Source organism: Clostridium sp. AM29-11AC (genome assembly GCF_003480545.1).
Classification (GTDB): domain Bacteria; phylum Bacillota; class Clostridia; order Lachnospirales; family Lachnospiraceae; genus Otoolea; species Otoolea saccharolyticum_A.
This window is the reverse complement of record NZ_QUJI01000017.1, coordinates 1-14,422: the sequence shown is the minus strand read 5'-3', so window position 1 is coordinate 14,422 and position 14,422 is coordinate 1. Positions and strand designations below refer to the sequence as shown.

General features: G+C 48.8%; 14 protein-coding genes, 1 tRNA gene and 1 rRNA gene. 10 read left to right on the top strand and 6 right to left on the bottom strand.

What is annotated here, in order from left to right:
- Window positions 1-36: 36 nt before the first annotated feature.
- From yidD to DW757_RS17245, 6 genes are all read right to left on the bottom strand, one after another.
- A complete protein-coding gene (gene yidD / locus DW757_RS12305) occupies window positions 37-249 on the bottom strand; it encodes a membrane protein insertion efficiency factor YidD (RefSeq protein ID WP_083794758.1) in 213 nt (70 codons plus the stop codon).
- Window positions 242-601, bottom strand: coding sequence for a ribonuclease P protein component (rnpA, locus tag DW757_RS12300; RefSeq protein ID WP_008397173.1), 360 nt, complete (start codon window positions 599-601; stop codon window positions 242-244). The genes yidD and rnpA overlap by 8 nt, the downstream gene beginning before the upstream one ends.
- A 74-nt stretch (window positions 602-675) precedes the next feature.
- Window positions 676-810, bottom strand: coding sequence for a 50S ribosomal protein L34 (gene rpmH, locus DW757_RS12295; RefSeq protein ID WP_008397172.1), 135 nt, complete (start codon window positions 808-810; stop codon window positions 676-678).
- 105 nt (window positions 811-915) lie between these two features.
- On the bottom strand, window positions 916-1,521 hold the full coding sequence (locus DW757_RS12290) for a DUF3841 domain-containing protein (protein ID WP_118751850.1): 606 nt from the start codon (window positions 1,519-1,521) through the stop codon (window positions 916-918).
- Window positions 1,497-2,048, bottom strand: a complete 552-nt coding sequence (locus DW757_RS12285) for a DUF3841 domain-containing protein (RefSeq protein ID WP_008397170.1) — start codon at window positions 2,046-2,048, stop codon at window positions 1,497-1,499. Before DW757_RS12285 ends, DW757_RS12290 begins: the two co-directional genes overlap by 25 nt.
- Before the next feature lie 247 nt (window positions 2,049-2,295).
- Window positions 2,296-2,511 carry a hypothetical protein gene (locus DW757_RS17245; protein WP_008397168.1) on the bottom strand — a complete coding sequence of 72 codons (216 nt, stop codon included), beginning with the start codon at window positions 2,509-2,511 and terminating at the stop codon, window positions 2,296-2,298.
- A gap of 427 nt (window positions 2,512-2,938) precedes the next feature.
- Here DW757_RS17245 and dnaA point away from each other — a divergent pair, with 427 nt between their 5' ends.
- The 10 genes from dnaA to DW757_RS12235 all read left to right on the top strand — a co-directional run.
- The gene (dnaA, locus tag DW757_RS12280) at window positions 2,939-4,309 is read left to right on the top strand and encodes a chromosomal replication initiator protein DnaA (RefSeq protein WP_118751849.1); all 1,371 of its coding nucleotides are present in this window, start codon (window positions 2,939-2,941) and stop codon (window positions 4,307-4,309) included.
- Window positions 4,310-4,694: 385 nt separating this feature from the next.
- Window positions 4,695-5,813, top strand: coding sequence for a DNA polymerase III subunit beta (gene dnaN / locus DW757_RS12275; RefSeq protein ID WP_008397165.1), 1,119 nt, complete (start codon window positions 4,695-4,697; stop codon window positions 5,811-5,813).
- A 216-nt stretch (window positions 5,814-6,029) separates the two neighbouring features.
- Window positions 6,030-6,239 carry an RNA-binding S4 domain-containing protein gene (locus DW757_RS12270; protein ID WP_021966147.1) on the top strand — a complete coding sequence of 70 codons (210 nt, stop codon included), beginning with the start codon at window positions 6,030-6,032 and terminating at the stop codon, window positions 6,237-6,239.
- 62 nt (window positions 6,240-6,301) lie between these two features.
- Window positions 6,302-7,387: a DNA replication/repair protein RecF gene (gene recF, locus DW757_RS12265; protein ID WP_182433302.1), complete on the top strand. Its 1,086-nt coding sequence runs from the start codon at window positions 6,302-6,304 to the stop codon at window positions 7,385-7,387.
- A 13-nt stretch (window positions 7,388-7,400) separates the two neighbouring features.
- On the top strand, window positions 7,401-9,311 hold the full coding sequence (gene gyrB / locus DW757_RS12260; protein ID WP_015544625.1) for a DNA topoisomerase (ATP-hydrolyzing) subunit B: 1,911 nt from the start codon (window positions 7,401-7,403) through the stop codon (window positions 9,309-9,311).
- Window positions 9,312-9,403: 92 nt separating this feature from the next.
- The gene (gene gyrA, locus DW757_RS12255) at window positions 9,404-11,971 is read left to right on the top strand and encodes a DNA gyrase subunit A (protein ID WP_015573082.1); all 2,568 of its coding nucleotides are present in this window, start codon (window positions 9,404-9,406) and stop codon (window positions 11,969-11,971) included.
- A 169-nt stretch (window positions 11,972-12,140) separates the two neighbouring features.
- Window positions 12,141-12,983, top strand: coding sequence for a fumarate hydratase (locus DW757_RS12250; RefSeq protein WP_118751847.1), 843 nt, complete (start codon window positions 12,141-12,143; stop codon window positions 12,981-12,983).
- A 57-nt stretch (window positions 12,984-13,040) separates the two neighbouring features.
- On the top strand, window positions 13,041-13,607 hold the full coding sequence (locus tag DW757_RS12245; protein WP_008397159.1) for a Fe-S-containing hydro-lyase: 567 nt from the start codon (window positions 13,041-13,043) through the stop codon (window positions 13,605-13,607).
- 278 nt (window positions 13,608-13,885) lie between these two features.
- Window positions 13,886-13,973, top strand: a tRNA-Ser gene (locus DW757_RS12240).
- Window positions 13,974-14,363: 390 nt separating this feature from the next.
- A 16S ribosomal RNA gene (locus DW757_RS12235) occupies window positions 14,364-14,422 on the top strand; the annotation flags it as partial.

Here is a 14,422-nt window from a genome sequence, read left to right as displayed (position 1 = left end):
ATATGGGCGCGCCTTCTGCCCGGCACGGCCCTTTTGCTACGGAACCGGATCATAACCGCCTTCTGCAAACGGATGACATCGGAGTATCCGCTTACAGGCCAAAAAACCACCTTTTAACGCGCCGTACTTTTGAAGTGCCTCAATGGCGTATTGAGAACACGTAGGCGTGTACCTGCAGTGAGGTCCTGTCATGGGGGAAATATACCTCTGGTATCCCCGGATCATTTTAATAAAGATCTTTTTAACCAATATTCTCACTTCGATTCTCTAAAATGTTATGAAGTCCGCACAGGTGCAGATAAGCACTCTCTATCTGCCTGAAATTCGATTCCTTTGCAGCCGCTCTGGCGACTACCACGATGTCCAGTCCAGCCTTAACCATGGGCTTGTTCAGTCGGTAGCTTTCCCTTAAAAGTCTTGTAATGTGATGGCGTACCACGCTGTTCCCCACTTTTTTGCTGACGGAAATGCCAATCCTTGTATCGGCCCCCTCTTCCGTTTTCATCACATACATAATCAAAAGACGGTTCGCATAGGATTTCCCTGTCCTGTAAACCTTCTGGAAATCCGCGTACTTTTTGATTGAATTAAAATGCTTCATGGATTCTCCTCACACATAAAGTTTGAGAAAAGAAAAGGCCACAATTTTACTCTGAAAATTGCGGCCACGCTTCCTTAAGCAGTTAATTTTGCTCTTCCCTTTGCTCTTCTTGCAGCCAGAACCTTTCTTCCGCCTGCGCTGCTCATTCTAGCTCTGAAGCCGTGAACTTTTGCTCTCTGTCTTTTTTTAGGCTGAAATGTCATCTTCATAACTCAAAACACCTCCTCATCCATCAATTATCAAAGAAATTTTCTTATCCATAGTTAGACTATTTTAAACTAAACATCGTTTCAATTATATAGAACAACTAAAAACTAGTCAAGCATTTTCTCTTTCTTTTCTCCTATTTTCACGATCCACGCTCTTTTAATCTCCCACATTCCTGCCTGTATTCCCCCTCTGCTTGACTCCTCCCCGTTTTTGAATCTTTGGTCATTTACAAAAAGCCGGTCCCAGCTCTCCATGATCCTTCTTTTTATATCAGGATAAAAGCCAGTCAAAACTGCCTGCTCCTCCCTGATTCCCATCTGGGAAAGCTCGTCCCTGAAGGCGCGCTCCTCCCCCTCATCCTCCCCGATATACTGCATACAGAGGATCTTTCTCCAGTCATCGGCGTCAAAAAGGACAAGCTGATCTGCCGGAACCTCTGCCTGAAAGCCCACATTCTCGCCAGACCAGTCAATCCCGTACTCTTCCCTGTACCCCCAGTATGGATACTGGGCGCCCGCCGGCCTTTTCACCCTTTTTTGAAGCTCTTTTACAAACCAGTCATAAGCGGTGAGAAAGATCTCCCTGCTCTCCCCATATTTGAGGGCCACATACTCCCGCCTAGAAAAGCAGGTGCCTCTGCTGTCAATTTCTCTCATCACCGCTTCCGCCTGGGATATATAAAGCCTTATTCCGTTACTCCTGTCACCCATTCTCTTCTGATCTCCCATATTGTTCCGTATTCCATATCGTTTCCTAAAATGATGGAAGGGTCAAACAGCCGCTTCCAGCTCTCCCGGATCTCTCTTTTAAGCTCCGGATAAAACCGAGACATATAGGCCTGCGCATCCCCGACTCCCAGGTTATCCAGAATTTCCTGATGACGCCTGGCATCCTGTTCATTTTCAGGTATGTAAGAGTAGTTCAGAATCGTTCCCCACTTTTCTATATTAATATGGGTAATCTGCTCAGGCTCCAGGGAGAGTTCCAAAACCACCTCCCCCTCCCCCGGTATCATGGCTGTCCCTCTCGAAAATACCACCCAAACCGGATATTCCACATCCTTCGGCCGGCCGGCTGCGTCCGGCCCATTGGCCACCAGCCAGTCGTAGGCCTCCAGCACAAGAGCTGCGTGTTCCGTCAGATCCATCTCAATATATTTTCTCTTTGCCGTGTATCTGCCCGTTTTTCTCAGTTCTTCAAGAACACTTTTTTTCTGTCTTGTCCACACCCTTACCATTCTCTGTATCTCCTCTTCCGGATTTTTATTTCAGTATATCATATCCTTCGGATATGACAGCCTCCGGCGGAACTCAGCGCCCGGATTTCAGCAGTAAATGCCGAAACCGGTATGCGCAGGTATAATAACCGCTTTGCGGTCATTATACCGTATCTCTGTCAGCACTACAATCCGATTGTTCCGTTTCAATTTTCCTGCAGCCTGGCTGTTTTCGTTTTTTCTTCTGTTTTTTTCAACATCCTTTCCTTTAATGGTCAAATGTGGAAAAATATTTTTTCATCCGCTTAATTGTGTATAACTTTTTATTTTTCCCCTCTTTTTCCTGATTTCTGCTCTGTTTTCCACTTTTCTGCTGCCGTTTCCCCCTGTCCGCATCTGTTTCACATTCTCTTGTGGACAAGTTATCCACCACCCCAATATGTAGTAAAGCATTGATTTTACAGCCTTCTTTTTCGTCATCCACAAATTATCCCTCACTTATTCACATGCTTTACATAATTTATCCCCAATCTGTTGATAACTTGTTGATAACTCTCTGAATAACCTCTGGACAACCTGTGTACATTTTTACCCCGTCTCATTTCTTCCTTTGCTTTCAAGTGCTTTCCGTTTTCCTCTCTGTGCATATCAGGTTTTCCACTTATCCCCAAAAGTTATCCCCAAGTTTTTCACATTCCCATTGAAAATTGTTTTGTAATCATGTAAAATATGATTAGATTGGGCAAATTTGCAGTTTTGTCTGAAGCCCAGAGAATTGCCTCGTAATTTCCTCTGAATTTCCTGTAAAACGGGGCGGAAAAGACTCTGCAGAATGAAGCAGGGCGGCTCAGTGACAGAGGAAATATGCCGCTTTGGCGGCCGCCTCTTTAATACATTTAGGAGATTTTACTATGTTAGAAAAAATCAAAGAAAAATGGGAAGATATTCTGCTGCATATTAAGGAAGAGCATGAGCTGACCGATGTTTCTTTTAAAACCTGGCTGCTTCCGACAGAAGCCTACTCCATGAAAGGCAACACGCTTCAGATCCTGGTTCCCGACATCCATTTTTTAGGGTACATGCAGAAAAAATACGGATTCCTGCTCACCGTGGCTATTGCAGAGATCACCGGCATTGAGTGTCAGGTGGATTTCATCACCAGAGAGCAGATCAAGGAGGAACCGGAGGAAGTTTCTGAAAATCAGCTTCTGTCCCACTCCACTGATGTTGATCAGCAGGTGATCCAGAATGCAAACTTAAATCCGCGCTATACCTTTGATACCTTCGTGGTAGGCGCCAACAACAACCTGGCCCACGCAGCATCCCTGGCTGTGGCCGAATCCCCGGGTGAGATTTACAATCCTCTCTTTATCTATGGAGGCGTGGGACTTGGAAAAACGCACCTGATGCATTCCATCGGCCATTTTATCCTTCAGAATAACCCGAAGGCCAAAATTTTATACGTGACCAGCGAGAAATTTACCAACGAGCTGATCGATGCCATCCGGAACAAGAACAATATCTCCACCACAGAGTTCCGCGAGAAATACAGAAACAACGATGTTCTCCTCATCGACGATATTCAGTTTATCATCGGCAAGGAGAGCACCCAGGAGGAATTTTTCCATACCTTCAATGCCCTCTATGAGGCCAAAAAGCAGATTATTATCTCCTCCGATAAGCCTCCGAAGGAAATTGAGACCTTAGAGGAGCGCCTTCGCTCCCGGTTTGAGTGGGGACTTACCGTGGACATCCAGTCCCCTGACTACGAAACGCGAATGGCGATTCTTCGCAAAAAGGAGGAGCTGGAGGGCTACAACATTGACAACGAAGTGATCAAATACATTGCCACCCATGTAAAATCCAATATCCGGGAACTGGAAGGAGCCCTCACAAAGATCGTAGCTCTCTCTAAATTAAATAAGAGAGAAATCACCACCGAGCTGGCTGAGGAGGCCTTAAAGGATCTGATCTCCCCAGGCGGTGCAAGAGAGATCACGCCGGAGCTGATTATCCAGGTGGTTTCCGATCACTTCGGAATCACACCTGCAGATATTTCTTCCAAAAAGAGAAATAAGGAAATCGTCTATCCGCGCCAGATTGCCATGTACCTGTGCCGGACGATGACAGGCACTCCCCTTCAGGGTATCGGAAAATATCTGGGCGACCGGGATCACACTACGATTATCCACGGCGCAGAAAAGATCACTGCCGACATGGAAAAAAATGAATCCCTCAGGAATACCATCGAGGTACTGAGGAAGAAGCTGAGTCCCCAGTAAATTCTATGGCGGACCGTTTCTTTGAGTCCGAATTGAGTCCGAAATCTGTGAATAACCGGAGGGCTTCGGAAAAAACTGCGCTCTTTCAGACCGTTTTTCCACTCATCCACAATGGACGTTGAAAACTGTCTGGACAGACTGTGGATAATCTCCCTGTTTTTTCCGGCGTCCTTAAGCCCTTTTTCAACCTGTGGATAAACCTCAAGTTGTCCTTCGTGTTTTGATGACTTTTACACAAACCTTTCCAGTGGATAAATCCTTGATTTTTAAGGGCTCTTAAGACTTATTCACATATTCACGCCCCCTACGGCGATTACTGCGGAATTTATTTATATCTTTACTTACACGATGTTCCATTTTTTCAGCAAAGGAGTTATCAACAATTATGAAGCTATCATTTGAAAAAGACTCACTGTTAAACGGCATCAATATTGTTCTCAAGGCTGTGCCATCCAAGACGACCATGCCGATTCTGGAATGTATCCTTATCGATGCAACGGGAACAGAAATCAAACTGACCGGCAATGACATGGAGCTGGGAATTGAAACCCAGGTGGAGGGGCTGATTCTTGAACGGGGAAAGGTAGCCCTGGATGCAAAGCTCTTTTCCGACATTATCAGAAAGCTTTCCGGAGAGGAATCTCCCATTATCATAGAATCTGATGAAAAAAACAACACCACCATTTCCTGTGATAAGTCCGTATTTAAAATCCAGGGAAAGGACGGGGATGAATTTTCCTACATCCCTCATATTGAAAGAGATCGCTATATTACGCTCTCCCAGTTTACCTTAAAAGAGGTTATTCGTCAGACTCTTTTCTCCATTTCACCGAATGACAGCAACAAAATGATGACTGGCGAGCTGTTTGAAGTCAATGACAATGAGCTGAAAGTGGTATCTCTGGACGGACACCGCATGTCGATCCGAAAAATTGAGCTGAAGGATCACTACAATGATATAAAAGTGATCGTTCCTGGCAAAACTCTCGGTGAGATCAGCAAGATCCTGAACGGCGACAATGAGTCGGAAGTGCAGATTTTCTTCAGCTCCAACCACATTATGTTCGAATTTGATTCCACTCTGGTGGTATCCCGTCTGATCGAGGGAGAATATTTCCGGATCAGCCAGATGCTTTCCAGCGACTACGAGACAAAGGTCAATGTAAACCGCCGTGCCTTCCTGGACAGCATCGAGAGAGCCAGCATCCTGATCCGCGAAAATGATAAAAAACCGATCATTATCACGATCACAGATGAGGGAATGCAGCTTAAGATGAACTCTGCCTATGGAACCATGAACGCCGAGGTGGGGATCACGAAGTTTGGAAAGGATATCATGATCGGCTTTAACCCGAAATTCCTCATCGACGCACTGCGGATCATCGATGACGAGGAGGTTACTCTCTATATGATGAATCCGAAATCTCCGTGCTTTATCAAGGATGACGAGGAGAATTATATTTATCTGATCCTTCCGGTCAACTTCAACGCAGCTGCCATATAGGCGGCTGCCCCGTTCAGAGCAGGGCGAAGGTTTCCAAGTGATGCCAAGGAGAACAGGGAGCGGGCGGAGAATTGTAGAGACATTAGGCTGGTGTGAAGCTGTCAGACAACTTTCGGATAAATGCAGTCCGCGGCAGACGCACACAGAGAAAAAGCAAAGCGAATAAATATACATTTATACATAAAACTGGAAAACTACGAAAAGGAGCAGCAGAGCATGGAAGTCATTAAACTCAGGGAGGAGTATATCAAGCTGGGTCAGGCCTTAAAGGCAGCAGGCCTGGCAGAGTCCGGGGTGGATGCCAAGTTTGCCATCCAGGACGGACTGGTGAAGGTGAACGGAGCTGTGGAGCTTCAAAGGGGAAAGAAACTCTACGACGGAGACCTGGTGGAGTTTCAGGGAAACACCATCAAAATTGAAAAGTAGGGGACAGTCAGAAACAGGAAAGTCTGATTTCTGGCTGTTTCATGGATTTTCAGGGGAACAACATGTTTGTAGAATCGATCGAGTTAAAGAATTACCGCAATTACGGCAGCCTCAGTATGGTTTTTGATCCGGGAACCAATGTCCTCTATGGGGACAATGCCCAGGGAAAGACAAACGTGCTGGAGGCCGTTTACGTCTGTGCCACCACAAAGTCCCACAGAGGCAGCAAGGATAAGGAGATCATCCGTTTTGCAGAGGATGAATCCCACATCAAAATGAATATCAGGAAGGACAATGTGCCCTACCGGATTGACATGCACCTTAAAAAGAATAAGACAAAGGGAATCGCCATTAACGGCGTTCCCATACGCAGGGCCAGCGAGCTGTTCGGCATCGTAAATGTGGTATTTTTTTCCCCGGAGGATTTAAACATCATTAAAAACGGGCCAGCAGAGCGCAGGCGCTTTGTGGATCTGGAGCTGTGCCAGCTCAACAGGCTCTATGTCCACGCACTGGTTCAGTACAACCGCACCCTGACTCAGAGAAATAAGCTGTTGAAGGAGCTGCCCTTTAAGCCGGAGCTTCTGGAGACTCTGGATATCTGGGATATGCAGCTGGTTTCCTTTGGAAGGGAGCTGATCCGGTGCCGCAGGGAATTTTCCGGGGAGCTCAATGAGATGATACGGGACATCCACCGCCAGCTTTCCGGCGGGAGGGAGGAGCTTGTCATCTGCTATGAGCCGAATACAGAGGAAGAGGCCTTTGAGACAGCTCTGAAAAGGGGACGGGAAGCAGATATACGACAGAAGACCACCCTCTCCGGCCCCCACCGGGATGATTTAAGCTTCAGCGTAAACGGCGTTGACATCCGGCGCTTCGGCTCCCAGGGGCAGCAGAGGACGGCGGCCCTCTCCCTGAAGCTTGCGGAAATTGAGCTGGTGAAAAAGATTGTGAAAGACTACCCTGTTCTTCTGCTGGACGATGTGCTGTCGGAGCTGGATTCGGGACGCCAGCAGCACCTGCTCTCAGGGATCAGGCATATTCAGACGATCATTACCTGCACAGGACTGGACGATTTTGTCGCCCATGCCTTTCACATAGACCGGGTATTCCGGATCGTAAACGGAACTGTAAAGGAAGAAGAATAGTTAGGAGGAACTTATGGGTTCAGAATACAGCGCAGATCAAATACAAATTTTAGAGGGACTTGAGGCAGTAAGAAAGCGCCCGGGAATGTATATCGGTAGTACCTCCATAAGAGGCCTTCACCATCTGGTATACGAGATCGTGGACAATTCCGTGGACGAGGCCCTGGCGGGCTTCTGCAGCGAGATTGACGTTCAGATCAATGCAGACAATTCCATCACAGTCACGGACAACGGAAGGGGAATCCCGGTAGATATACAGAAAAAGGCAGGTATCCCGGCTGTTGAGGTGGTCTTTACGGTGCTTCACGCCGGCGGAAAGTTCGGCGGCGGGGGATACAAGGTGTCAGGAGGACTCCACGGAGTAGGCGCATCTGTAGTGAATGCTCTGTCTGAATGGCTGGAGGTAGATATTTACAAGGACGGTCATATCTACAACCAGAGATATGAGAGAGGAAAGGTGATGTATCCTCTGACTATTAAGGGGGATTGTCCTGCTGATAAGCATGGAACCAGAGTTACATTCCTTCCGGACAAGGAGATTTTCGAGGAGACGGTCTACGATTACGATACCTTAAAGGTAAGGCTTCGTGAAACAGCCTTCCTCACGAAAAACCTGAAGATTATTTTAAGGGATGACAGGGAGGAGAAGCAGGAAAAGACCTTCCACTACGAGGGAGGAATCAAGGAGTTTGTCACCTACCTGAACAGAGGAGGTGAGAGCCTCTATGCCCCTGTCATCTACTGCGAGGGAGTGAGGGACAACGTGTATGTGGAGGTTGCCATGCAGCACAACGACTCCTACACGGAAAATATCTATACCTTCGTAAACAACATCAACACCCCGGAGGGCGGAACCCATTTAAGCGGCTTTAAGACGGCTCTCACCAACACCTTCAACGACTATGCGAGAAAGAACAAGCTCTTAAAGGAGAATGAGCCATCCCTGTCGGGAGAGGACATCCGTGAGGGCCTCACGGCGATTATCAGCGTGAAGCTGGAGGAGCCTCAGTTTGAGGGACAGACCAAGCAGAAGCTGGGAAACACAGAGGCGAGAGCTGCGGTGGCAGGCATTGTAAGCGAGCAGCTCACCTACTTCCTGGAGCAGAATCCAGGGGTGGCGAAGATTATCAGCGAGAAGTCTATTCTGGCACAGAGGGCCAGGGCTGCAGCCAGAAGGGCCAGGGAGATGACCAGGAGGAAGTCGGCCCTGGACGGCCTTGCACTTCCGGGAAAATTAGCGGACTGCTCCGATAAGAACCCGGAGAACTGTGAGATTTATCTGGTAGAGGGAGACTCTGCCGGCGGCTCCGCCAAGGAGGCCAGAAGCAAGGCGAACCAGGCCATCCTGCCGTTAAGGGGAAAGATCTTAAACGTGGAGAAGGCAAGACTGGACAAAATTTACGCAAATGCGGAGATACGCTCCATGATCACCGCCTTCGGAACGGGAATCCACGAGGATTTCGATATCTCCAAGTTGCGGTACCACAAGATCATTATCATGACAGATGCCGATGTGGACGGCGCCCACATCAGCACCCTGCTGCTGACCTTCATCTACCGCTTTATGCCGGAGCTGATCAAGCAGGGCTACGTGTATCTGGCTCAGCCTCCGCTCTACAAGATCGAGAAAAACAAGCGGATCTGGTATGCCTACAGCGATGCGGAGCTGAACAGCATTTTATCGGAAATCGGAAGAGATCAGAATAATAAGATCCAGCGCTATAAGGGACTGGGAGAAATGGATGCAGAGCAGCTCTGGGAAACTACCATGGATCCGGAGCGGAGAATCCTTCTTCGCGTCACCATGGACGAGGAGACCACCAGCGAGGTGGATTTAACCTTTACCACCCTGATGGGCGATCAGGTGGAGCCGAGAAGAGAATTCATCGAGGCCAATGCGAAGTACGGAACTCTTGACATCTAAGACTGCCTGAACAGAGAAGAAAATGGCCCGAAAAGCTGAACGTTCCGGGCCGTGTTCCCTGCAGGCAGGCCCCACATTTTGGAGGATAAAAAATGGAACCAAATATTTTTGACAAAGTCCATGACATAGACCTGAAAAAGACCATGGAAAAGTCCTACATCGACTACGCTATGAGCGTAATCGCTGCCAGGGCTCTGCCGGATGTGCGCGACGGCTTAAAGCCGGTTCAGAGGCGTGTGCTCTACTCCATGATCGAGTTAAACAACGGCCCTGACAAGCCTCACAGAAAATGCGCCCGTATCGTCGGCGATACCATGGGTAAATACCACCCCCACGGAGACAGCTCCATCTATGGAGCACTCGTAAATATGGCTCAGAAGTGGTCTACCCGCTATATGCTGGTAGACGGCCACGGAAATTTCGGCTCCGTAGACGGGGACGGCGCTGCAGCCATGCGATATACAGAGGCAAGGCTGAGCCGGATTTCCATGGAAATGCTGGCGGATATCAACAAGAACACCGTCGACTTTGTGCCAAACTTCGATGAGACAGAGAGGGAGCCGGTGGTGCTGCCATCCCGCTTCCCAAATCTTCTGGCAAACGGAACTTCCGGAATTGCAGTCGGCATGGCGACCAATATCCCGCCCCACAACCTGCGGGAGCTGATTGCGGCGGTTGTCAAGATCATTGACAACCAGATCGAGGAGGGAAGAGATACCTCCATCGAGGAGCTTATGGAGATTGTAAAGGGGCCGGACTTCCCTACAGGGGCCACCATTCTCGGAAAAGCAGGAATCGAGGAGGCCTACCGCACAGGAAAGGGAAAGATCCGTGTCCGGGCAGTCACCGACATTGAGACCATGCCAAACGGCAAGAGCCGGATTATCGTCACAGAGATTCCGTATCTGGTCAACAAGGCCCGCCTCATCGAAAAGATTGCGGAGCTTGTGAAGGACAAGAGGGTGGACGGAATCACAGACCTGAGGGATGAGTCAAACCGCGAGGGAATGCGCATCTGCATCGAGCTTCGCCGGGATGTGAATGCCAATATCGTCCTGAACCAGCTCTTAAAGCATACGCAGCTTCAGGATACCTTCGGCGTCAATATGCTGGCCCTGGTGAACAATGAGCCGAAGGTGCTGAATCTGCACCAGATGCTCACCTACTATCTGGATCACCAGAAGGATGTGGTCACCAGAAGGACAAAGTACGACTTAAACAAGGCCGAGGAGAGGGCCCACATTTTAGAGGGACTTTTAAAGGCTCTCGACTATATTGACGAGGTGATCCGAATCATCCGCGGTTCCAAGACAGTGGCTGAGGCAAAAGCCACTCTGATGGAGCGGTTTGAACTCTCAGACGCCCAGGCCCAGGCGATTGTGGATATGAGGCTTCGCGCCCTGACCGGTTTGGAGAGGGAGAAGCTGTTAAATGAGTACCAGGAGCTTGAGAAGCGCATTGCAGAGCTGCGCGGGATCCTGGCAGACGAGAACAAGCTCTTAACAGTCATCAAGGAGGAGATACAGCTGATCTCCGACAAGTACGGAGATGACAGAAGGACGAAGATCGGCTATGACGAGTTCGATATGTCTGCCGAGGATCTGATTCCGGATGAGGATGTGGTGGTGGCCATCACCAACTTAGGCTATATTAAGCGCATGTCCAGTGACAATTTTAAGAGCCAGAACCGGGGCGGCAAGGGAATCAAGGGAATGCAGACCATCGACGAGGACTACATTGAAGAGCTCCTGATGACCACGACCCACCACTACATGATGTTCTTCACGAACACCGGCCGCGTTTACCGCCTGAAGGCCTACGAGATCCCGGAGGCGGGAAGGACCGCCAGGGGAACGGCCATCGTAAACCTGATCCAGCTTCAGCCGGGAGAAAAGATCACGGCCACAGTTCCCATGAAGGAGTTTGACGAGGACAAGTTCCTGTTCATGGCCACGAAAAACGGCATGGTGAAGCGCACGCCCATGAAAGAGTATGAGAACGTCAGAAAGAACGGACTCCAGGCCATTGTGCTCAGGGAGGATGATGAACTCATCGAGGTAAAGGCCACGGACAACACAGAGGACATCTTCCTTGTGACAAAGAAGGGCATGTGCATCCGGTTCCATGAGACGGATGTGCGTATCACCGGCCGTGTTTCCATGGGTGTCATCGGCATGAAGTTTGACTCTGATGATGAGATTATCGGAATGCAGATGGCCAGCCAGGGCGAATGCCTGCTGGTGGTTTCAGAATACGGCCTTGGAAAGAGGACTCCGATTGAAGAATTCACCAGCCAGTTAAGAGGCGGCAAGGGCGTCAGATGCTACCGGATTACGGAGAAGACAGGATACCTGGTAGGAGCCAAGCTGGTGGACGAGGGACGCCAGATTATGCTGATCACCAATGAGGGAATCATTATCAAGATGAGGGTGAACACAATCTCCATTATCGGAAGAAACACTTCGGGAGTAAAGCTGATGGATATCGATCCGGAGTCCGGCGTGGTGGTAGCCAGCATTGCCAAGGTGAGAGAGAGCAGCCAGGATGAGGACGAGGAGTTAGAGGACGGCTTTTTAGAGGATGGAGACGGCAGTGAGGACGACCGGGAGGGAGAAGAAAAATCTCTCCGGGAAGAGGATGAGGAGACAGACTCTGAATAAGAGGAGAGATCCTGTCCGCTTATAATGAGCAGTCCCAGGTATATCAAGAAGCTGTGAGGCAGAAAAGCGTTTAATAAATGTTCGTTTTGACAGACAGGTCCCGGCCGGGCTATTTGGGGCCGGAACCTGTCTGTGTTTCATTAGGGAGAAAAAATCGGGAGGAAGCGTCATGAGAAGCGTCTGTATAGATGAGATTACAGAGAATATCAAAGAAATGTGCATTGAGGCCAACCATTTTCTTTCAGAGGATATGAGAGAGGTTTTTGAGCAGAGTGTCCGGGAGGAAAAGTCTCCTCTGGGAAGTCAGATCTTAGGTCAGCTGGAGGAAAATCTGAAGATTGCCGGAGAGGATATGATACCGATATGCCAGGATACGGGGATGGCAGTCGTCTTTGTGAAGATTGGACAGGAGGTACATATCGAAGGGGGAAGCCTCAGTGAGGCCATCCACGAGGGAGTCAGAAGAGGGTATACAGAAGGCTTTCTGCGAAAATCAGTGGTGGGAGATCCCATTGAGAGAGTCAATACGAAGGACAATACTCCGGCTGTCATTCATTATGAGATCACAGAGGGAGACAAGATTGACATTACGGTGGCTCCGAAGGGATTCGGAAGTGAAAATATGAGCCGGGTTTTCATGCTGAAGCCGGCAGACGGCTTAGAAGGGGTGAAGGAAGCGATCCTGACGGCAGTAAGGGATGCAGGGCCAAATGCCTGTCCGCCTATGGTGATTGGCGTAGGGATCGGAGGAACCTTTGAAAAATGCGCCCTGATGGCCAAACATGCTCTGACGAGGAACCTGAGAGAAAAGCCTGAGAAGGAGTGGGTAAGAGAGCTGGAGGAGGAGATGCTTGTGCGGATCAATGGCCTGGGAATCGGGCCCGGAGGGCTGGGAGGCACCACAACCGCTTTTGCAGTCAATATCGAGACTTATCCAACCCATATTGCAGGGCTGCCTGTAGCGGTAAATATCTGCTGTTATGTAAACCGCCATGCTCACAGAGTCATCTGAGAAACAGGAAAACAGAAATTACAGGGCCAAAATGAATAAGGAAAGGCAGGAAATCGTATGGAGCGTTATATCAGTGCGCCGATCAGCAGAGAGGATGCTCGTTCGCTGAAGGCAGGAGATTACGTTTACATAACAGGAACCATTTATACAGCCAGGGATGCAGCGCATAAGAGAATGCAGGAAGCGCTGGAACAGGGAAAGGAGCTCCCCATTGAGCTGGACAGAAACATCATCTACTATATGGGACCTTCGCCGGCGCGGGAGGGAAGACCTATCGGCTCAGCAGGCCCTACCACAGCCAGCCGGATGGACCGGTACACGCCCAAGCTTCTGGATCTGGGACTGGGAGCGATGATTGGAAAGGGAAAGAGAAGCAGAGAGGTCATTGAGGCTATTGTTAAGAACGGCTCCGTCTATTTTGCCGCTGTGGGAGGTGCAGGAGCTCTTCTCTCCAAGTGCATCACAAGCTCAGAGGTGGTAGCCTACGGCGATTTAGGAACCGAGGCAATCCGAAAGCTGACTGTTGAACGCTTTCCCGTGATCGTGGTAATCGATTCAGAGGGAAATAATCTCTATGAGACTGCAGTAAAGGAATTTGGAGAGAGCAGCAGACAGGAAAAGTAAAACAGACCGCACAATGGCCACAGCTGGAGCGAGGACAGACAAGGAGGGGCAGGGAGCATACCATCAGAAGACTCTGCTCCTTCTTTTTCTGTCACAGGAATCAGAGGGCGGCACAGAAACTGGCAGGCAGCATCATCAATGAGCACACCTTATAAAAGTTTATAAAAATAATTATAAAAATATGCTTGACAAGGCAAACTATCTCTAGTATAATTGGCAGTGCTTCTGAGGCAGAGATGTCAAGGAAAGCACTAAAAAGCTTATAAAACAAGCAATTCGGAGAAATACTCAAGAGGCCGAAGAGGCGCCCCTGCTAAGGGTGTAGGTCGGGCAACCGGCGCGAGGGTTCAAATCCCTCTTTCTCCGCTTCATTCGGAAAAACGGATGAAAAACAAATCTTAAAAAACTTCAAAAAAGTGCTTGACACGGATGTGAAGTTGTGATAAGATATAACGCGTCGCTGAGAGCGGCACGGAAGTTCGAAGGAAATCTGAAAGGGTTTTGGAAGGCTTCCAAAAAGAAAATAAAAAAATTGTTGACAAACACAACGAGTTGTGATAAGATAAACGAGTTGCTGTTAAGAACAAACAACAACGAACCTTGAAAACTGAACAGTATGTAAAACCCTGAAAATTCTAAGAACAACAGGCTTTTGGTTAAGCCTTGAGGTTCGAGAGAACATTCAGAACAAAACCTAAAGAACAGTAAAACGGTTTAAAAATTAGCCAAGCTAAGTTTTGGACCTGGAAAAAACTTTAACATGAGAGTTTGATCCTGGCTCAGGATGAACGCTGGCGGCGTGCCTAACACATGCA